At 49.7% G+C, this 19,425-nt stretch carries 18 protein-coding genes; 7 read left to right on the plus strand and 11 right to left on the minus strand.

The features are described from left to right. Window positions 1-15: 15 nt before the first annotated feature. Window positions 16-288, plus strand: coding sequence for a cupredoxin domain-containing protein (locus EKM84_RS03330; protein ID WP_125763642.1), 273 nt, complete (start codon window positions 16-18; stop codon window positions 286-288). Beyond that, window positions 285-2,222: a copper-translocating P-type ATPase gene (locus EKM84_RS03335; RefSeq protein WP_125763643.1), complete on the plus strand. Its 1,938-nt coding sequence runs from the start codon at window positions 285-287 to the stop codon at window positions 2,220-2,222. Before EKM84_RS03330 ends, EKM84_RS03335 begins: the two co-directional genes overlap by 4 nt. A gap of 184 nt (window positions 2,223-2,406) precedes the next feature. Here the strand turns inward: EKM84_RS03335 and EKM84_RS03340 are convergent, their stop codons facing one another. The 8 genes from EKM84_RS03340 to relB all read right to left on the minus strand — a co-directional run bounded on the left by EKM84_RS03340 (window position 2,407) and on the right by relB (window position 9,487). Continuing rightward, on the minus strand, window positions 2,407-2,877 hold the full coding sequence (locus tag EKM84_RS03340; protein ID WP_125763645.1) for a glutathione peroxidase: 471 nt from the start codon (window positions 2,875-2,877) through the stop codon (window positions 2,407-2,409). A gap of 115 nt (window positions 2,878-2,992) precedes the next feature. Beyond that, window positions 2,993-3,712 carry a matrixin family metalloprotease gene (locus EKM84_RS03345; RefSeq protein WP_125763648.1) on the minus strand — a complete coding sequence of 240 codons (720 nt, stop codon included), beginning with the start codon at window positions 3,710-3,712 and terminating at the stop codon, window positions 2,993-2,995. A 157-nt stretch (window positions 3,713-3,869) separates the two neighbouring features. Next, the gene (locus EKM84_RS03350) at window positions 3,870-4,322 is read right to left on the minus strand and encodes a hypothetical protein (RefSeq protein ID WP_125763650.1); all 453 of its coding nucleotides are present in this window, start codon (window positions 4,320-4,322) and stop codon (window positions 3,870-3,872) included. A 346-nt stretch (window positions 4,323-4,668) separates the two neighbouring features. After that, window positions 4,669-6,126, minus strand: a complete 1,458-nt coding sequence (locus EKM84_RS03355; RefSeq protein WP_125763652.1) for an NCS2 family permease — start codon at window positions 6,124-6,126, stop codon at window positions 4,669-4,671. Window positions 6,127-6,394: 268 nt separating this feature from the next. Continuing rightward, window positions 6,395-6,577, minus strand: coding sequence for a hypothetical protein (locus EKM84_RS03360; protein WP_125763655.1), 183 nt, complete (start codon window positions 6,575-6,577; stop codon window positions 6,395-6,397). A gap of 134 nt (window positions 6,578-6,711) precedes the next feature. Then, the gene (locus EKM84_RS03365) at window positions 6,712-7,908 is read right to left on the minus strand and encodes a multidrug effflux MFS transporter (protein WP_125763657.1); all 1,197 of its coding nucleotides are present in this window, start codon (window positions 7,906-7,908) and stop codon (window positions 6,712-6,714) included. A 470-nt stretch (window positions 7,909-8,378) separates the two neighbouring features. Then, complete coding sequence (locus EKM84_RS03370; protein ID WP_125763659.1) at window positions 8,379-9,185, minus strand: Cof-type HAD-IIB family hydrolase; 807 nt, start codon at window positions 9,183-9,185, stop codon at window positions 8,379-8,381. 83 nt (window positions 9,186-9,268) lie between these two features. Next, window positions 9,269-9,487 carry a type II toxin-antitoxin system RelB family antitoxin gene (relB, locus tag EKM84_RS03375; protein ID WP_125763661.1) on the minus strand — a complete coding sequence of 73 codons (219 nt, stop codon included), beginning with the start codon at window positions 9,485-9,487 and terminating at the stop codon, window positions 9,269-9,271. 394 nt (window positions 9,488-9,881) lie between these two features. Here relB and EKM84_RS03380 point away from each other — a divergent pair, with 394 nt between their 5' ends. Then, entirely contained in the window at window positions 9,882-10,664 is a 783-nt protein-coding gene (locus EKM84_RS03380; RefSeq protein WP_125763663.1) for a DUF1828 domain-containing protein, read from the plus strand. A gap of 77 nt (window positions 10,665-10,741) precedes the next feature. Then, window positions 10,742-11,065 carry a nuclear transport factor 2 family protein gene (locus EKM84_RS03385; protein WP_125763665.1) on the plus strand — a complete coding sequence of 108 codons (324 nt, stop codon included), beginning with the start codon at window positions 10,742-10,744 and terminating at the stop codon, window positions 11,063-11,065. Window positions 11,066-11,179: 114 nt separating this feature from the next. On the opposite strand, the gene EKM84_RS03390 is transcribed toward EKM84_RS03385, so the two are convergent. After that, window positions 11,180-12,064, minus strand: a complete 885-nt coding sequence (locus EKM84_RS03390) for a tyrosine-protein phosphatase (RefSeq protein ID WP_125763667.1) — start codon at window positions 12,062-12,064, stop codon at window positions 11,180-11,182. A 458-nt stretch (window positions 12,065-12,522) separates the two neighbouring features. Here EKM84_RS03390 and EKM84_RS03395 point away from each other — a divergent pair, with 458 nt between their 5' ends. After that, on the plus strand, window positions 12,523-15,465 hold the full coding sequence (locus EKM84_RS03395) for a KxYKxGKxW signal peptide domain-containing protein (RefSeq protein WP_125763669.1): 2,943 nt from the start codon (window positions 12,523-12,525) through the stop codon (window positions 15,463-15,465). 522 nt (window positions 15,466-15,987) lie between these two features. Here the strand turns inward: EKM84_RS03395 and EKM84_RS03400 are convergent. Then, a complete protein-coding gene (locus EKM84_RS03400) occupies window positions 15,988-17,208 on the minus strand; it encodes an RNA-guided endonuclease InsQ/TnpB family protein (RefSeq protein WP_125763671.1) in 1,221 nt (406 codons plus the stop codon). Window positions 17,209-17,483: 275 nt separating this feature from the next. Here EKM84_RS03400 and EKM84_RS03405 point away from each other — a divergent pair, with 275 nt between their 5' ends. Both EKM84_RS03405 and EKM84_RS03410 read left to right on the plus strand, forming a co-directional pair. After that, entirely contained in the window at window positions 17,484-18,227 is a 744-nt protein-coding gene (locus EKM84_RS03405) for a glucose 1-dehydrogenase (RefSeq protein WP_125763673.1), read from the plus strand. Window positions 18,228-18,341: 114 nt separating this feature from the next. Continuing rightward, a complete protein-coding gene (locus tag EKM84_RS03410; protein WP_125763675.1) occupies window positions 18,342-18,569 on the plus strand; it encodes a hypothetical protein in 228 nt (75 codons plus the stop codon). A 38-nt stretch (window positions 18,570-18,607) separates the two neighbouring features. Here the strand turns inward: EKM84_RS03410 and map are convergent, their stop codons facing one another. Continuing rightward, entirely contained in the window at window positions 18,608-19,396 is a 789-nt protein-coding gene (map, locus tag EKM84_RS03415) for a type I methionyl aminopeptidase (RefSeq protein WP_125763677.1), read from the minus strand. Window positions 19,397-19,425 lie beyond the last annotated feature (29 nt).

Consider the following 19,425-nt stretch of genomic DNA (forward strand, 5'->3'; position numbering starts at 1 on the left):
TCGGAGGTCTTCATCATGACAAACAAACAATCAGCAACGGTCATCGTCAACGGCGGCTACTCCCCAGCAGAAGTCGTACTCACCCAAGGCGTACCCGCTGAACTCACTTTCAAACGCATCAACGACGCCGGCTGTCTGGACCAAGTGCATTCCGAGAGCCTGAACTTCAGTGAAGACCTCCCCTTAAACGAGGCCCGCACCGTCACCATCGACACCAGCAAGGCCGGCGAATTCCCATTTAGCTGTGGGATGGACATGTTCTTTGGAAAGGTGGTCGTTCAGCCATGAGTATTAAAAATCGGTTCGTCTTCTCACTCATCCTGTCCCTGCCCTTATTAGTTGAAATGTTTACCGCCCCACTCGGCATCATGTTGCCCGGCGGCGTTTGGACCATGTTCTTCCTCACCACAGCAGTCATGGCCGTTTCGGCGGGTCCCTTCATCGAAAGTGCCTGGGCCGCCTTCCGTCACCACCACGCCAACATGGATACTCTGGTCGCCATCGGGACGATCACGGCTTACCTGTACAGTTTCTACGCGATGCTAGCCGGCAAGGACGTCTTCTTTGAAAGTGCCGCCTTCGTGGTTACTCTGATCTTATTGGGCCAGTATTTTGAAGAAAAAATGAAGCACTCCGCTTCCGGCGCCGTCAGCAAGTTAGTCGACCTGCAGGCCAAGGACGCCGAGGTCATGCGCGACGGGCAACTGGTCAAGGTTCCTCTGGCCGAAGTCGCTGTCGGTGACATCATCCGCGTCCGTCCCGGCCAAAAGATTGCCGTCGATGGCGTCATCACCGAAGGCACCTCGACCATCGACGAATCCATGGTCACCGGTGAAAGCATGCCCGTCACCAAGCAGGCAGGCGACCACGTCATCGGCGCTACCATTAACAGCAACGGGACCTTCATGTTCAAGGCCAGCAAGGTCGGTAACGACACCCTGCTTTCCCAAATTGTGGAAATGGTCAAGAAGGCCCAAACCAGCCACGCACCCATTCAAAAGTCCGTGGACAAGGTCGCCGACATCTTTGTGCCCGCCGTCTTGATTGTGGCCATCGCCACCTTTACCATCTGGTACGTCTTCATTGGCGCCTCCCTGGTCACGGCCATGCTCTTCGCCGTTTCCGTGGTCATCATCGCCTGCCCCTGTGCGTTAGGGATTGCGACGCCAACCGCCTTAATGGTGGGAACCGGCCGCAGTGCCAAGATGGGCATCCTAATCAAAAATGGGGAGGTCCTCGAAGCGGCTAACCACGTTAAGACGGTCGTTTTCGACAAGACCGGGACCATCACTGAAGGTCATCCCCAGGTCACGGACATTGTCGGCGACGAAACCACGGTCTTACGGGTAGCTGCTAACCTTGAAGTTTCCTCAGAACATCCCCTGGCCGCCGCCATCTTGGACAAGGCCAAGGCTGAAAACGTTGACGTCACCGCTGCCGAAAACTTCCAAGCCATCGAAGGCAAAGGGGTTCAGGCCACAGTTGACGGGCAACCAGCCTTTATTGGGAACGATAAATTGATTGCCGATTACAAGTTAGACGCGACCCTGAGTGACCGCATGGCCCAGCTACAAGGTGAAGCCAAAACTGTCGTCCTCGTGGGCATCGCCGACCGGATCATTGGGTTGATTGCCATTCAAGACGCGCCTAAGGTCAGTTCCGCTGGTGCCATGGCTGCACTCAAGGCACGCGGGTTACGGACGGTCATGTTGACCGGGGATAACCAACGGGTCGCCGAGGCCATTGCGGCCGAAGTGGGCATCGACACGGTCATCGCCGACGTGCTTCCCGGCGACAAGGCCGACCACGTCAAGCAACTCCAGGCCGCGGGGCCGGTGGCCTTCGTCGGTGATGGAATCAACGACGCGCCCGCCCTAACCACGGCCGACGTCGGCATCGCCATGGGTTCCGGGACCGACATCGCCATCGAATCCGGTGGCATCGTCCTGGTCAAGAATGACCTGATGGACGTGGTCCGGGCCCTCGAACTCAGCAAGAAGACCTTTAACCGGATCAAGTTGAACCTGTTCTGGGCCTTCATCTACAACACGTTGGGCATTCCTGTTGCCGCTGGCGTATTCGCCGTCTTCGGCCTGGCTTTGAATCCTGAAATCGCCGGTCTGGGCATGGCCTTAAGTTCCCTGTCCGTGGTTGCCAGTTCCCTGTTGTTGAACAAGTCAAAATTAACGTCAACGCCGGCGACCGACGCCCACGTTGCCTAAACCGGAGGAATCTCTCATGGATGAAAAATTTTGGAGCAAAAGCACGCGGTTGACCGCCATCGCCGCCATTGTCTACCTCATCGTAGCCACGGGCGTTGGCATGTTGATTACGAATCACTAATTTTAGCCAAATGAAAACCGTTGCCATCGGCGCCTGCGAGCGTTGGTAGCAACGGCTTTTTGATTACCTTTGAAGAGCTGTAAGAATATCGGGTTCCACCTTCTCAGGCGTGGTAATTGGCGCGTAGCGGTCGATCAGCTGACCATCGCGACCAATCAGAAACTTGGTGAAATTCCACTTGATCCGGCCGTGACCCGCGGTGGCCTTGAGATAGGTAAACAGTGGGTCCTCGTCATCCCCGTTGACCGCAATCTTTTTGGTCATGGGAAAGGTGACCCCGTAATGCATCTGGCAAAAGTCGCTGGTGGCGGCGTCGGTCGCTAACTCCTGGTGAAATTGGTTGGATGGCAGGCCCAAAACTTCGAAGCCCTGCTCACGATACTTGCGGTAAAGCGCCTCAATACCTTCTAACTGGGGCGCGAGGCCACACTTACTGGCAGTATTCACGATCAACAGCACCTTGCCCTGATAGTCCTTGAAGTCAATGGTTCTGCCACTCATTTCCGTTTCGGTAAACTCATAAATCGTCGCCATAGAACCGCATCCCTTCTGATTGTGTGCTTAATGTTTAGCTTCTAAACCAGTTGTGTACAAATCAATTATACATTATCAGGTTTGCATTAGCTCGCAATCCACTGGGCGTCCGACTCTAGTCTTTGTCATAGATCGCCCGTAGGCTGGCCAAATCTGCCGTGGACAGCTGCGTCTTGCCATGATCCAACGGCGTCATGACGGAAGACTTGTCCGAACTGTGGTCCAGGCCCAGCGCGTGCCCCAACTCATGAATGGCAACAGAACGCTTGAAAGCATGCGGATAGGTGGCGTTGAGCTTGGCCGTGGCCGTGTTGGTCGTCAAGATGCCCCGCCAACTGATGCGCTGCGTAATCTGCGGGCCCCCGTGGCCGTACTCGATGATGGTCTGACCCTTAGGCTCGCGTTTATGATAGGTGCCAAAGGTGATCTGGTTGGTCTTGGAACTTCCGGTGCCCGCCACCAGCTGAACGATGCCGGTCTGATTATAGACGTCGACGGCGTAGGCAAAGACCTCGCGCACTTTCTCCGGCGTGTTCTTGGCAAAACGATAGTAGTATTTCTTCTGGAGTAAGAGTCCCTGCATGGCCTCCTCCACCGGCGTCTCGTCCGCACCGGTCTGGGTGGTGGCATCACTGGTGTTGCGCAGGATATAGCCACTCGCCCGATAATTTCCGGACTGACTCTGACTCGCGGCCGACTGGGCCTTGCCCGTCAGCGTGGCCACGATTGCCGCACGGTAATAGGTAAACTGGGTCGACAGCGGCTGCCAATTGACAGCGATAAACACACCGATTCCCAAAACAATGGCAAGTAACAAACGTCTAACAATTTTCACAGCGCAATCTTCCCTTCGACTCTCTTCTGCCCCGACAATGTTTCCAATTAAGTTGATTCTAGGCTATCTAGTTGTGGGGCGCAACTAGATTGACCTCATAATTTCTGGCCACACCGATTGGGCGAAAAAAGCCCGCCGGAAGCGGACTTTTAGTGATTTATTTATAGTAAACGTGACCGTAAGTGGGGTGCTTAATCGGTGAGGTTTCAACACTTTCACCGGTTTGCTTGTAGCCGTACCACTGAGCCTTGTAAGACTTGTGCTTGCGGTTGGTCTTGCTGACTTTGAACTTGTAATAATTCACCAGTTTGCCATGGGTCCAGCCCATTTCGTGCCCCTTGAGGTAGTAAACGTGACTACCCTTCTTGTGTTGGTAAGTCATGTTCTTATTCGTGACAAATGGCAGTAACAAGGCATTGGACTTGATTGTAAACCAAGGGTAATAGTCTAAAGTCTTATCTTTCTTCGGATCAACCCACTTGCCCCGCAAAACCTTCGGCGTCCCCTTGTGCCAGGTTGCGGCATTGGCGGATTGGGTGGTGCTGGCGCCAATAGCTAAACCAGCAACAACGGCTAAAGCAGTGGTTCCTACTTTCAACATGTTCTTCATGAAGAACCCTCCCAGAGTGAATTATTTGCTCTTACAAGGTTAATCATACATCAGTAAAACCAAATTGAACTTAAGTAATTTCGGGGCAAATCTTTTCGGTGAATTTAGATACTGCTTTAAGAAAATAAAAACGGCTGGATTTTAGTCCAACCACTTTTTGAGTAATATTCTAAATTTACGTCCTGTTACTCTCAGAGACAACCGTTCAAGTGAGCAAAATTTTAAGTTAACGTCCCGTTGCCCTCGGAGATTCTCGTACACCAATAATATACCCTGACCCAGCAAAACGTAAATTTTATCTGCCTCACTACAACACATAATGTTTCGAATCAAACCAAAAGTCGACTTAAACTAAGGCCAACACCGTAAAGTTAATCACAAACAGAATCGATACGATCCAGATCAACGGATGAACGTCCTTAGCCTTCCCCAAGACCACCTTGACGATGCAGTAGAAAATGAAACCAGCCGCAATCCCATAGGTAATGTTGTAGGCAAAGGCCATGACAAATGTGGTCATGAAGGCTGGAATCGCCTCGTTTAAATCGTGCCACGGAATCTTGCTGAGGGAACTCATCATCATGATTCCCACTAGGATCAGTGATGGCGCAATGGCCGCCGTCGGAATGATCGATAGTAACGGTGAAGCCAGAGAGCTGGCCAAGAAGAGCACGGCCACCACAACACTGGTTAACCCTGTCCGGCCACCGGCCCCAATCCCCGCGGAGCTTTCCACGTAGGTCGTCAGGTTAGACGTCCCAAAGATGGAGCCAACGCCGGTCGCAATCGAATCGGCAAATAACGCCTTATCCAGCTTGGATTTAAACCCGGGTTGGCTTTCCAGCTCAAGTTCCCGTTTGCCGGAGAAAATCCCGGTTTGCCGGCCCGTCCCAATGAAGGTCCCCAGGGAATCGAAGGTGTCAGACAAACTGAAGGAAAGAATTGTCATCAGAACCAGGATAACGCGATTGTGTTCCGCAAATAATGACCCCATCCCCTCGTGAGAAAAGGCCGCCAGGAAGGTCGTGCCCAGCTGATGGACCGACGCACCAAATGAAAAGCCACTGGCTAAATGCAGGTTGGTGACCCCCATGGGAATCCCAATAATGGTCGTCGTTAGGATTCCAATCAGGAGGGCGCCCGGCACCTTGCGAACCTTAAAGATGACCGTAATCACCAAGCCAATCAAGGCCAGCACTAATGACGGTGAGTTAAAAACTTGGAGCGCTGGCACAATGCCACCACCCGTGACGACTGAACCGATACCCTGGCCAAACGCCTTTTGCGTGGCATCAAAGGCCTTGCCGTTGATTGACACGATGTTGCTGGCATCACTGGTAAATTGGAGAAAGTTCGCGTTTTTCAGCCCCACGTAGGCGATGAACGCCCCAATTCCCCCGCTGATAGCTAGTTGAAGGTTAATCGGAATCGCTGAGATCAGCATTTTCCGAATCTTGGTAGCGGTAATAATGATATTGATAATGCCACAGAAGAAAACCAAGGCCAACGCCTGCTGCCAGCTAAAGCCCAGCCCCATAACCACGGTGTAGGTGAAGAAGGCATTCAGCCCCATCCCAGGTGCCAGCGCATAGGGCACGTTGGCAAAAAGCCCCATGACCAAGGTCCCGACGACGGACGCGATAATTGTGGCGAGAAAGACCGCTTGTTGCGGCATCCCCGTTTGCCCCAAGATGGTTGGATTCACAAATAAGATATAGGACATGGCAAAGAAAGTCGTGACGCCAGCTGCAACTTCGGTACCGACAGTTGTTCCCGATTCCTTAAGTTTAAAGAATTTATCCACAATCAATTCCTCCTAGAAAATCCGAACATTAAAATAATTATAATCAATAAATGTTAGCTATTACATTCATGACTATACCAGATTCAGGCCGAAAAAGATAGACAAATATAATTTAACGAACTTTGACTGATTCATCATCAACTGATTATATTCTAATCATCACACTCCGTCGTCCCCAGTCGCCCGCTAGTGTTGGCACGTTCACTTAATTATTCCGAGAAAACAAAAAGGCTAACAATCGTCCTGATTGCTAGTCCCATTTACGCCGTCACCGCACGCTATGCTCTGCGTCCTGTCGTAGTTTTTGTAAATCACGGTCACTGACCCGCAGCTTGACCTCCCCGGTAGCCAAATCAACGTCGGCCACCACGTCAACCGCCTTTGGCGCGACACTCTCCCGTTTGAGTTTCAAGGGGCCAGTGAACGCCACAGTTGCCAATCTTTTCTGCAAATTGCTACGCCTCCTTCCTAAACTTCGGCACCAGTATAGCACCGGTATACCGCGGTTTCTGGGCAGACGTCTTACAAATTTGCTTATAAAAAGGGCCCCGCACCGGTCGCCAGACCAGCCGCGGGACACCCTATTTACTCTTCTTGCACAGAAACTCGTGACGACCGCTGGACCAGGCCAACGAACCCGACCAGCATGCCACTACATAGTCCCAACACGTACCACGGCAGCGTTTCAACGGCCCCATTGTGGAGCCAACTCATACCATAGGTCAAGGCGCTGACCACTAAATAGTAGCCGAGACTGAACCAGCCACTGGCACTGCCCATCACGGCCTCGTAACCCACCAGCGCGCGGTTCAAGGCATTGGGGAGGGTCACGTTGAGGCCGAGAAAAGTGAGAAATACAAATGCTAATAAGAGTCCCGCGTGGTCCAAGTAAGCGGCACCCACTAGCCCCGCACTAGCAATCACACTAAACAGCAAGCCACCCAGAGCCACCTGTTCCGGCGTTGCCCAGTTCAGTAGCCAGTTGACCAGCACGGCGCCAAGTAGACTGGCACCGGCCAGGATCAATCCCAGCCAACCGTATTGCACGGCGGAATAGCCAAAACGGCTGATAAAGATGAATGGTGCTTCGGCATAGTAACTGAACAATACGCCATTAATACCACCGATTAATAAACCATAACCCCAAACGACCGGGTCTGTTAGCAAGCGGCGCAACAGGACCATTTGATTGACCCGTTTGACCTTTGTCGTCATCGGTTGTGTTTCGGGCAAACAAGCCCCGGCATACAACCCAACGGCCACGGCCATCGCGACCAGCGTGCCAAAGACGCTACGGTAGCCAAAGTAAGTCTGCATGATTCCCCCAATTAAGGGACCCAGCGCGGGGGCTAACGCCATGGCGGCACTGGTACGGGCAAAGACTTTGGCCCCGGTCAGCCCACTGAAGCTCTCGCGCATGATGGTCTGGGTCACCACAGACCCGGCACTGGCGCCAAACGCCTGAACTAGCCGGCTGCCAATCAGCCACCCGAAAGTCGGACTAAGCGTCAGTCCCAGGTTCCCCGCCAGGTAGACGGCAATCCCCGCCAGCATGGCTGGACGCCGCCCCCATTTGTCAGCCAGTTGGCCCCAAATCAGGACGCCAACGGCAAAGGCGACGAAGTACGTGCTCATGGTTAACTGTGCCCGGTTGGCACTCACGCTAAAGGCACTCTGTAGCTGTGGCAACACCGGGGTGAAAATAGATTCGCTGATCTGGGGAAACCCTACCAGCGCAATGATCAATCTCAAGGAAGGGACTGTTTGACGGACGTTTTTCAAGATTTTTCTCCTTTTAAAGTTAATCTAGGGAAAAACGTCCTTGTCCGTTTGCGGGGGCACACGCCATTAATTTATCAATACTCATGGGTTGTCACCCCTCTCTGTTGAATGTTTCCCTACTTTACGGGATTCCGGGGGTTCTGTCAAGGCGTGTAGATATCCAGACGCATTGACAAATAAAAAAGAGGTCGCAGCATCGGCCACAACCTCGTTAACAATTTAAATTTAAGTGAACAACATCACCCACCAGCAACGACTGACGAAGGAATTAAACCAGTGTCAGCCGCAGGGCTAGTGAAAATGGGCTCAGCCGTGGGAGTTGCCTTAGCGGGTTTCCCGCTTAGGCAACTGATATCTTTTAGACGCGTTTCTCAGCGGCTCAAAGTAAGCACGGAGACCGCTCTATGGCTCCGAGCGTGCGCCCACAGCGTCACGGCCCATTTTCACCAGCCCGAAGGCGAGCCCAAAGACTAAAGGATAAATTCCTGAATCGCGTCTGCTACGCCGGACTCGTAGTCGTGCGGCGTCACAAACTTAGCAACGCGTTTAACCTCATCAATCCCGTTAGCCACGGAAACGGGCATTCCCACCTTCGTCAGCATGCCCAGGTCATTGGCGTTGTCGCCGATTGCCATGATTTCGTCGGCCCCCACGCCCAGCTTGCGCCCGAGGTCCAGAATCGCGGTTCCCTTGTCGACGCCGGCGTGGTTAACTTCCATATAGATACCGGAAGAATAGGTACAGTTGATCTCATCAAACGCCGCGGTGATGGCTTGGAAAACGTTCTGGCGCACACCCAAGTCGGGGTTCATGACGATGACTTTCATGATTCGCTCGTTTTCAAATTGGTCAAAAGACCCGGTCATTTCGTCAAAGGTCACGCCGCGCGTCTTGAGGTAAGCCATGTCATCTGCCCGGGGCCGATAGATGTACAAGTGGTCCAGCGTATAGACGTGGATGTCGACATCAAACTGCGTCATGATTTCAAACGCCTTTTTCGCTTCCGCAAACGGCATTTGATTGCTGACGATGACTTGATTGTCTTGATTTTCCACGACCACGCCACCATTGTATGACACGACATACTCACCGGGCTTCTGGTACAGGTCCAGTTGTTTCAACAGGTTTTGCACCGTCAAAAAGCTCCGACCGGTGTTGGGCACAAACTTCACGCCCTTGGCCGAGGCCGCCGCAATCGCGTCGATGTTGGCCCGAGAAATCGTGCCATCCGTCCGCAGCAGCGTTTCGTCTAAATCGCTGGTGATAATCTTGTACAAGGTAATCCGCTCCCTCTGTGGTTTAAGTTTAGTGTACCATGGGATTGACAATAGGTATAGGCCAATCTATTTTGTTTCAAAATCTATTCAAGCTTTAAGTGAGTCATAACTTCATACCGTGAAACTACTTCACCTTGACTAGCTTGTAAGTTCTTAACTACATCTTGATAATCTGATTCATCTTCTAGTCGTTCCAAGATTACTCTTTTCATAAAGGCCGTGACCGTTTCGCCATAAAAATCGGCTAATACTTTAATCGCCTCATATTGATCATCTTTAAACCGTAATGATGTTACAGTCATTTCGCAACACCTCCGTTGCCTTAATATAACACGTTAAGCCTTTATCTAAAGCATATTCGTTCCGAACGAACTATTTCGTCGATTTAGCCCGGTAATATAAAGATGAACCCCTCCCTCTATGGCTTAAGCGTAGCGTCCCATATAGGATGAAAATAAGCTTAGGCCAACCCTGCCACTTGATAGCTCTTTACATATCAAATACAAAAATTTCGTTAATCAATCAGTATCTCCACTCCTCCGTACATGCTATGATGAGGTGATATTAAATGGCTATCAGCGCAGAGGAGACGCAACCACATGGAGACTGACTAGTTTCAGCAGCTATTGCCATTCTAACTACCGCTATCACCAAATTCGTTACCTACATCAATCTAAAGTTAGCAGGTGTTGCCTAATGCTTAATGCACATTCATTGAACCAAGATTATCTATCTTGGCTAGACTCGAACACCACCTTTGAACAGCTCGGTCCAGAAAACGTTCGCATTGACAGTCCCTTCACCGACGCAATTGATGATGAGATTGTCATGTATGCCCTGCAACAGTCAGACAACATGATTCTCCTCACAGATGATGGTTGGACGCTCAACAATTTGGCCGCACGTGGCATTACCTTCTCGCGACCATCCCACCGTCAAAAACTCTTCCACAACCAATTAGTTGCTTATGGCGTCCAGCTTAGTGACGGTGATCTCGTCGTTCACAGTGACCGTCGTCATTTTGCTGAAGCAAAACACCGTTTACTTCAGGCAATCTTGTTCATCAATGACATGTTCACCTTAGCACCAACTGAAACCGCTCCAGTTTTTCTAGAAGATGTTGCCCATTTTCTGACGGAAAATAACATTCGGACCAATCAAAATATGGCCTATGTTGGCGAAAGTGGTCTGATCCATAAATTTGATTTTTCTATTCCCGGTATCAACCAAATTCCCGCCAAACTCATCAAAGTCTTGAGTAGTGCCAACAATTCATTACTAGCTAAGGCCACGTTAGCTGATATCGAGCAAACACGGCCAATTGTTCCTGGACCAACTAAATTCTACGTTTTTCTGAATGACACGCCTAGCAAGCGTAAGTCCATCAATCCAGATATTTTGAGTCTGTTTCGCCTAAATCAAATCGTCCCACTACTCTATTCGCACCGAACGGACTACCTCACTGATTTGATCCGTTAATATAGCTAGCCCACAAGTGTTGACCCCCACCAGGAAAAGTGGTTAACTAAACGCAACTTGAGGAGGTAACACACAATATGACAATTCCGACTGTGATTACGAATTTTATCACCACCACTAATAACGCTGATTCAACCGGCTTCGTCGCCCTTTTCACCGCTGACGCTGTCCTGAATGATTGGGGCACTGAATACCACGGCCCCAGTGAAATTGCGAAATGGAATCAAACCGACAACATCGGTAAGCAATCCCACTTTGAGCTCGTCGCCGCTACCCAAAATGACAACGGCAGCTGGACGGTCAACCTAACCGTTAGCGGCAACGGCTTTAACGGCACCAGCCCCTTCCAAATGACGGTTGTGGGCGAGCAGTTACAAAGTGTTCAGATTTTACCAGATTAATCTCAAAAACGCCCGTCACCTATTTTTGCAGGTGACGAGCGTTTTTGTTTGGAATCGTTAGAAAATTGTCCGCGACAAGTTTCTAAAAAGTCAGTACTATTTTATTAATCCGCGTTATTTCAGGTAAAGTTTCTGTAGCTTCGTTTGATCTGCCTTTGTCAGTCCCAAGCCCTTTTGCAGGTACTTGTCTACTGACCCATACTTCTTGTTGATGGCAGAGAAGGCCGCGTTCAAGTAGGACTTCTTGACACTCATCATGTCAGTCATCATCTTAATGGTGGCGGCGTCTGCGCCCTTATCTTTCAATTGTTGAATGGCGGCCTTATTGCTGGCGGCCAGGTACTTGTTCGATAACAGGTAGTCACTCATAACCGTCTTACGGTTCACGCCTAAGGCAGTCAAGACTAAAGCAGTTCCCACACCCGTCCGGTCCTTACCGGCAGTACAGTGCCAGAGCACAGCTTGGCCCTTAGGATTCTTCAACAGTACCTTAAACATCTTCTTGTAGGCCGTCTGCCCCTGCTTAGTCATGACCATGGCCTTGTAGCCGTCCTGCATGACCTTGTTGCCATCCTTACTCGTCAGCGAGAACTGTTGGGAAACATCTTTCACGACCGGGTCGAACACGTAGTTCACGCCTGACATTTTCACGTCGGGATCCTTGGCGGCTTCCGCCTTGGAACGCAAATCAATATCAGTCCGGACGTGGTAAGTCTTCTTCAGCTTCTGAACATCCGCCTTGGTCAGCTTGTTTAGAGCCGCTGCCCGCAACAGCACGTGGGCCTTGACCGTCTTCCCCGTCTTAGTTCGGTAGCCGCCTAGGTCACGAACATTGACGGCACCTTTCAGTTTGATTTGTGACCCAGTCTTGGTGCTGGCACTAGTCGCCACCGCATGTGTGGCCGCTTGAACGGGTGTGGCCACTACCTGGGCACCCAACCCCAGCGTGACCAAAACGGTTCCCAACGAAAGTCCTAACCGTAACTTAGATTTCAACATAATCTACCTCCTAATTTTTACGCCAAAATCAGGATAACAAGCTACTGTAGATTTTTGATATGAATGCTGTAAAGGTCTTGTAGACGTCTGATTACAATTTTTATAATCAGTGTCACTATCATTTTCGTTACTTTTTTTAAAATCTGAGAAGTCACAGTCCATTGACTTTTCAGCCCCCTTTCAAGCATTTTTGCTTAAAGTGAAAAGGGTCACACAAAGGTCGCAAATAACTACAAATTTTCGCGTCACGACGGCTATCAGTGAATTTTCAGTCCATTATTTTGACGACAGCTAAACCGGCAACGAGGATAATCGTTTTCGACGATTAACTACCATTTACTATAACTGTTTTATGTTATTATTAAATTATCAATGAAACACACGACCGCGTCCGTTTTTTCGGATCTGCTTCTGACATCCCCTGCCACGGCCAATGTGTAGGATAGGAGCAGACTCTTATGAAACAAGCACACACACCGACCACGACCAAGGTCCATTACAAGCTTTACAAGGCTGGTAAATTCTGGCTAGTTGGTACACTGGCCACGGTATCTTTGGTGGCTAGTTTGGCGGTCACCAACTCTGCTCAGGCAGATACGGCCGCGACCACTAATTCAGACGCAACGGACAGCTCAGTTGAATCGGAAACGAGTTCTACCGATAGCAAGGCTGTTGTCCTTCCGAAATCAACGGATTCTTCAACTACTAAGTCCGACACCGATGACACCAAGACTAGCGACGTCGATGAAACGACCACTCCCGCAACTAGTAAGGGAACTGATTCATCTGATAAAGGAACCAGCGAGCCGGCCTCAACCAATTCTGAAACAACTGATTCAAATAACAGTACAGAGAAATCAGACACTGAATCTTCCACAAACTCTACTGCTACAGGTGCGCTCAACACTCAGTCAACCACGCAATCTTTAAATACCAGTAACGATAACAGCGTACCAGCTGACTCAACAACTAATACAAATGTCTCAAGGATTCCAGCACAAACAGTCAAGACCTCTGCTGTACTGGCTTCCAGTGGCTTAACTGTGAAGAAGTCTGTTGACTCATTAATGAAGTTGCGTCTTGCTCCAAAGTCGCTGAAACATACAGCCGTTTCTCCTGTAGCCGAAACAATGACAGATACAACCACCGGGGTTAAGCCGACTGCACCTACGCTTTCAGCTGTACCTTTTGTCAACAATCTCTATATCACCGCAACTGGTGAATATGTTTTATACAACGCAAAGGCTTCAGCCAATGTCTATCCTTACGTCGTCACAAACTATACTACGTCCAAAGGAAACACAATTATTCAGCCTTATGATTTGCGAATTCAATTATATGGATTCTACGTCATTTTACCCCAAACAATTTCTGGTAACCTCACTGAATTTCAAACGGCTGCTGATGCATACGTAACAGCCTTACAACATTTTACGCTACCAGATTCTACCGGTGCCCAGCAAAACGTTTTCGACATCCAAAGTATTACTGCCTTTGATTTGGGGCTCACTACTGACGGTACCAGCCGACAAGTTTATTACTTCAGACCCAACGACGGGGCAAAAATCGTCACAATTCCCAGTACCGCTCCAGCTCAGCATTATCAGCCTGCCTTACAATTGCCCATTTCCACCGGAAGCTCTGCCAACGGACCCTTACCAGCCGTTCAAATTAACGCACCCGTACCTAATGTTACTACCCCAACTATGGACCAATACATTGCGTCTGCTAAAGAATATGATATTTTATTTGCAGGAACCAACAGCTTTAGCTCGCTATACAAGGGCCAATTCGGCTACACCTTAATTCCAACAAGCAATCTCATCGCCAATGCACCAGACGTATATATGTTAGGTGAGATACCAAATTTGGATGGAAGTACTGCTCGTTGGGCTCATACCCTGACCTACGTACACGTCCCCGTAACCGATACCTACAACGTGATGAATGCTGCTGGGACTCTACTTAAAAAGATTACTGTCAATAATCAAGATGGTTCCACCTATCAAAGAACAGGCATGATTGATACTGTTTCTAACCTGGATAGTTTGTCTAACAGTATCACTTCAGATAACACCAGTTTCACTGTTACTAATACAACTTCTACTCCTCTAAGTAAAAATTACTGGGGTATATCAACACTTACATCTACCACAAGTGACAATCCAGGAACTACCACTCAAGAGGCGACACTTATGCCTACCTCTTTGGAAGTTTCCGACCCAACAATAGGTGTACCCGGGAACATCTACACGGTCACCCTAAAAAACATTCAGACGACTCTCACCCCTAAAGATGGGACACTAATTGCTGGTCAAAGTTGGGACCCCGCGGATACATTAACCGGCCTTTCACCTGATGGCAGCGCGTTAGCTGTTGATGATGCTATCCATGGCCTAACACCGACTCTCGGTTCTTTGACCTACACTATTACTGACGCCAACAACAAACCAGCCGATGAAGAATCCCTGAAAACACCTGGCACTTACTACATCAGCTACAGCTATTTAGACGCTCAAGGAAATACAACGACGAGCACAACCAGATCAACTGTAACTGTTGCCCCAAACAAAGCGGCCCTCACAATTGCGCAACCAACAATTTCACTGACTGCTGGTAGCGCCTGGAATCCGACTGCTAACGTCACTAGCATTACAGCTGCTAATGGTACTAACGTCAAACCGGCCGATGCCTTAACTGATAAATCCTTAACGGTAACTGTCAAGGATAAAGATGGAAATCCTGTCACGATTGATTCTTCGACCAAGCCTGGCACCTACACCGTCGTCTACCACTATACCGACCCAACTACAAAACTGGATGTCGTCTCTGACCCCGTCACGTTGACCATTGCCCCCGCCCCAACCACTGGCGGCGCATCCACGCCGGACAACGGTGAAACGCCAACCACACCGACGACACCTGTCAAACCAACTAATCCAGCCAAAACGACGAAGCCAGCGAAGACGGTTCGTCCTGCGAAACCAGTGACTGCCAAGGGGGTCGCCATCAAGGATCCGCCAATCAGAGCCATCGGTGAGCCACAGTACACCCCAGGCATTCAGACGGGCGTTACCTTCAACAACGCACCCCTTTCCGGTGGTGAAGCTGCAGCGGCTTTAGAAAATCAGAACGGCCAGGCCAATCCGGCAACCGTGTTAACCCAGGCCCAAGCCGACCAGTTAGCCGCTGAACGAACGACTGCACGTGAGGATGCTGATCGTAACGCCAACGCTAACAACGCCAACCAAAAGAACCAGCAAAACCAACTGGCTGACGGCACCAACGCCACTACCACGTTGCCGCAAACCAATGACCAGACCGCTACCTGGACCGCCCAACTCGGCGTCCTCCTGCTGGGCTTGGCCGGTGCACTGGGTTTCCGGCGCAAACGTAACTAATTTTACACACTAAACGCGTGACCCTAGCCCTATTCGGCTGTGGTCACGCGTTTTTTGACGGTTGGCTTACGTGCGTCGTAAGCACCTAATAACTGACCGTATTGAAATACAGACTAAAAATAAGGTAGCCCTTCCTCGATTTTTGGGGGACTATCTTATTTCCATGCCTTAAGCGGCTGTCGGGTTTAATTCACGGCGGCCAGCCGGTCGCTGTGTAAAATTTCATAGTAAATAAGCTGCTAACTCAGTTTTTTTCTCGAATGCCGGCACTTGGGGAATATTTTTTAAAGGCGAATTTAGAGCTTTTTTTGTTCCTTATATCTCTTAACGGCATATGGAACGATCATGCTGATTGCTATGTAGGCAAAGATGTACCCGACGTCAATTGCCCCTGAATAAATTCAGAGGCTTGTCGCTCACGTGTCTTGCGACACAGTAGTCCAACATGTCCTGTTAAGACACTCCTACTCGTAGTGGCAACATCATCGGGTAATTGACGGCTACCCGTTTAACTATCAGGATCTACCCAACAGTCGTTAGTTTCTTAATCTTTGGGTGCTTGATACCGTTCAACCAATCTCGGCCGAGCATCTCAATATTCATGGCTCCCAAGCGGTCATCGTTACAACGATACTGGCACTGTTGACACCAGTACTCGTGAGTCTCGTGATGACGATTGGTCTTCTCAACTAGGCCACACTTCGGACATCTCTGCGAAGTGAATGCTGGGTTCACCTTCACAACGGTACTTTGAACAGCCTGAGCCTTGTACGTTAAGAATGATTCTAGCTGGAAGAAAGACCAGGAACGATGGCTGTTTCGTAAGGGCTTAGGCAGATCATCGGTGTTGAATGTCACGTTGGTTAAGTCTTCCAAAACAAAGAGTGTATGCGAACCGTATCGTGCAACGAGTGTCTTAGCTAGCCGATGATTCACATCAGTTATCCAGCAGTTCTCTCGTTGCGCTAGCCGTTTCAACTTTTTCTTGGCAGATTTAGTACCTTTACTTTGTAGTTGTCGACGAATCTCCAGGAACTTCTTTCGTTTAAGTAAGATTTTTTGACCATCAAAAAATAGTACCTTGCCTTCATTATCAAAGATAGTCGCTAGAAAACGCAGACCACGGTCAATACCCACAATTTGAGGGCTATCCTTGGGATTGAAATCACTAGTTTCCTTCGTGATACCAATATGCAAAAACCACTTACCCTGGGTGTGGACCAGCTTAGCGGTACCCAGCTTCCAGTCGTCGGTGAAGTATTTCTCGAATCCTTTATCAGTGAACCCCAACTTAGTTCGTTTACCTAGAGTCGTTATTGAGATCTGTTGCATCTTGTCGACAAAAGAGTAATTACTCTGGCGAACCAGATCTGCTTGTGGTCGTCGAAACTGGATGGGGTTCACCAACCAGTTCAGGTCTCTAGGAACTTGAACCCACTTCTTTTCCTCGTTCTGGTAACGGTAAGGGTGTTGCTTCATTTGTTCCTGAACAGTTTTGTAGCGAGCTACTACTGTCCGAAAAACAGATTGGACCATCTGACTGTTAAGTGAGGATTCTTGCCGAAACATTTTGTACAGTTGGTGATTGATTTTTAACCAGCTTAACTGAAATTCATGGTCAAAGATCCATTGACTAACAATATTAGCTAATCGTTGATACTCTTGACTCATTGCTGAAAATTGTTCTGCCTGATTCGTGTCTGGATAGAGTCTCAGCTTAATTGTTCGCCCTAGTTTAACCAATGGATACCTCCCCTGTAGATTGGGTTAAGTATACCATTTTTAGTTCTTTTGGGGAACGTATGTTTCAAAAAAGATTATTAAGTTCTGGTATTCATCCTGCGATTAAAATCGCAAGTTTTCTGCTTAGTCTTTAATAAATAAAAACCTCACCAATTTATTTGATGAGGTTATCATATCGTGAATTTACTGCCAATCATAGGCGGTCAGTTATTACGTGCGTCCCACCCATTGTGATAACATTAACCTAAGCTCTAAAATTTTAGGAGGTCTTGGGTATGACGGATCGTTTACAAAACAAAACCGCGTTGATCACCGGGGGTGCCGGTGGCATTGGGATTGGCATTGCGACATGTTACCTGCGTGAAGGGGCGCGGATTATTTTGACGGATTTGAATGAAAGCGCTGCCGAAAAGGACTTGGTTCAGGCTAACGACCAGGCAACCTTTGTGAAGCAGGACGTCACCAGTGAGGACGCCTGGCAGGCCATTATCGGCGACATCACGACCAAGTATGGCCAGCTGGATATTCTGGTCAACTGTGCAGGAATTTTGCCCGAAATGAAGCCACTTGATGAGATCACGCTCAGCGAATGGCAACGGGTCATTGACATCAATTTGACTGGGAACTTTCTGGGGATGAAGCACGCCATTAAGGCGATGAAGGCCCACGGCGGCTCAATCATCGACATTTCTTCCATTGCCGGCATGGTCGCCAGCCCCCTGATTTCGTCCTACTCCGCTTCCAAGGGGGGCACCCGCATGCTGACCAAGGCCGCCGCCATCGACGCCACGACCAAGGGCTACAACATCCGCGTCAACTCCGTCCATCCCGGCGTGATCAACACGCCAATGACCAGTGGCCCTAACGACCAGGTGGCACAGGTCTCCGCGGCCATCCCGATGAAGCGTGTCGGTCAGCCCCAGGACATTGGTGAAATCTGTGTCTACTTGGGTTCGGATGAATCCAACTACGTGACCGGGTCCGAATTCACCGTTGATGGTGGGTATACGGCTGTTTAATCTCAAAGATGGTTCCAAGGTGTCGCCTCGTTGCGGCACTTTTTTTGAAGAGATTATCATTGCTTATCCAACGGTAGACCGTTATTCTTATGCTAATAGGAGGAAGACTCGCTCATGCTAAAAGTACATTTCAAATGCGAACCTCAAACTTTCACAAGCCTACCGCTCCCTTTCAAGCTCACTAACTTTGTCTTTAAGGCAATCCCAGGTAATCAGGACTCGCCGATATTTTTACGCATTAGTCCCAATCCATTCACCGACCCCGAATTTATTCGGGAACATCTCGACTGTGCTGATGAAATTCCCTTTATCCCTGTCACATTGCTGGATAGTGAATTCTAAAAAAGGACCGACTCCTCAACAGGAATCGGTCCTTTCGCTTACTTCAATAAATATTTCGCATCCAGCTCATGGTCAAACGAGGTCAAAATCTTCGGACCGTCATCCGTGATCACGATGGTGTGCTCGTACTGACAACTCAGGCTACCATCGACCGTGCGGATGGTCCAGCCATCATCGGCGGGCGCGCTGCATTCCTCGCTCCCCACGTTGATCATGGGTTCGATGGTGATGGTCATCCCCGCCTTCAGCCGGGTGCCATGGCCCGGACGCCCATAGTGCGGCACGTCTGGGTCTTCGTGCATGGTCGGTCCAATGCCGTGGCCGATGTAATCGCGTACCACGCCGTAACCTAATTGGTTTTCCGCGTAGTCCTGAATGGCAAAGCCAATGTCGCCGATACGGTTGCCGACAACGGCCTGGTCGATGCCCTTGTACAAAGCCTTCAGCGTCACGTCCATTAACTTTTCAACCTCGGCGGATGGCTTGCCCACGACAAACGCGTGGCAGGCATCGCTCAGGTAGCCGTCGTAGTCGATGACCGTGTCCATTTTGATCAAGTCGCCCTCGTGAACCAGAATATCCTTGCTGGGGCAACCGTGGCAGATCATGTCGTTGACGCTGACACAGGTCGAGTACTTGTAGCCCTCAAAGTTGAGCTCCCCCGGGGTGGCGCCGTGACCGACGATGTATTCGTAGGAAAAGTGGTCGATGTCCCAGGTGGTAATACCGGGCTTGATGTAGTCTTCCAGCTCATGGAAGAGGCCGACCAGAATGTCGCCAGCCGCTTGCATCCCCGCAATTTCCCGTTGTGATTTTAATGCTATCATGTTGTGCCTCCTGATGGTTTGATTGCTCT

Source organism: Levilactobacillus mulengensis (assembly GCF_003946045.1).
Lineage (GTDB): Bacteria > Bacillota > Bacilli > Lactobacillales > Lactobacillaceae > Levilactobacillus > Levilactobacillus mulengensis.

What these genes read in the sequence shown, in the direction of transcription:
- EKM84_RS03330 (WP_125763642.1), top strand. Translation starts at nt 16, where the DNA reads ATGACAAACAAACAATCAGCAACGGTCATCGTCAACGGCGGCTACTCC.
- EKM84_RS03335 (WP_125763643.1), top strand. Translation starts at nt 285, where the DNA reads ATGAGTATTAAAAATCGGTTCGTCTTCTCACTCATCCTGTCCCTGCCC.
- EKM84_RS03340 (WP_125763645.1), bottom strand. Translation starts at nt 2,877, where the DNA reads ATGGCGACGATTTATGAGTTTACCGAAACGGAAATGAGTGGCAGAACC.
- EKM84_RS03350 (WP_125763650.1), bottom strand. Translation starts at nt 4,322, where the DNA reads ATGAAGAACATGTTGAAAGTAGGAACCACTGCTTTAGCCGTTGTTGCT.
- relB (WP_125763661.1), bottom strand. Translation starts at nt 9,487, where the DNA reads ATGACTGTAACATCATTACGGTTTAAAGATGATCAATATGAGGCGATT.
- EKM84_RS03380 (WP_125763663.1), top strand. Translation starts at nt 9,882, where the DNA reads ATGCTTAATGCACATTCATTGAACCAAGATTATCTATCTTGGCTAGAC.
- EKM84_RS03385 (WP_125763665.1), top strand. Translation starts at nt 10,742, where the DNA reads ATGACAATTCCGACTGTGATTACGAATTTTATCACCACCACTAATAAC.
- EKM84_RS03390 (WP_125763667.1), bottom strand. Translation starts at nt 12,064, where the DNA reads ATGTTGAAATCTAAGTTACGGTTAGGACTTTCGTTGGGAACCGTTTTG.
- EKM84_RS03395 (WP_125763669.1), top strand. Translation starts at nt 12,523, where the DNA reads ATGAAACAAGCACACACACCGACCACGACCAAGGTCCATTACAAGCTT.
- EKM84_RS03405 (WP_125763673.1), top strand. Translation starts at nt 17,484, where the DNA reads ATGACGGATCGTTTACAAAACAAAACCGCGTTGATCACCGGGGGTGCC.
- EKM84_RS03410 (WP_125763675.1), top strand. Translation starts at nt 18,342, where the DNA reads ATGCTAAAAGTACATTTCAAATGCGAACCTCAAACTTTCACAAGCCTA.
- map (WP_125763677.1), bottom strand. Translation starts at nt 19,396, where the DNA reads ATGATAGCATTAAAATCACAACGGGAAATTGCGGGGATGCAAGCGGCT.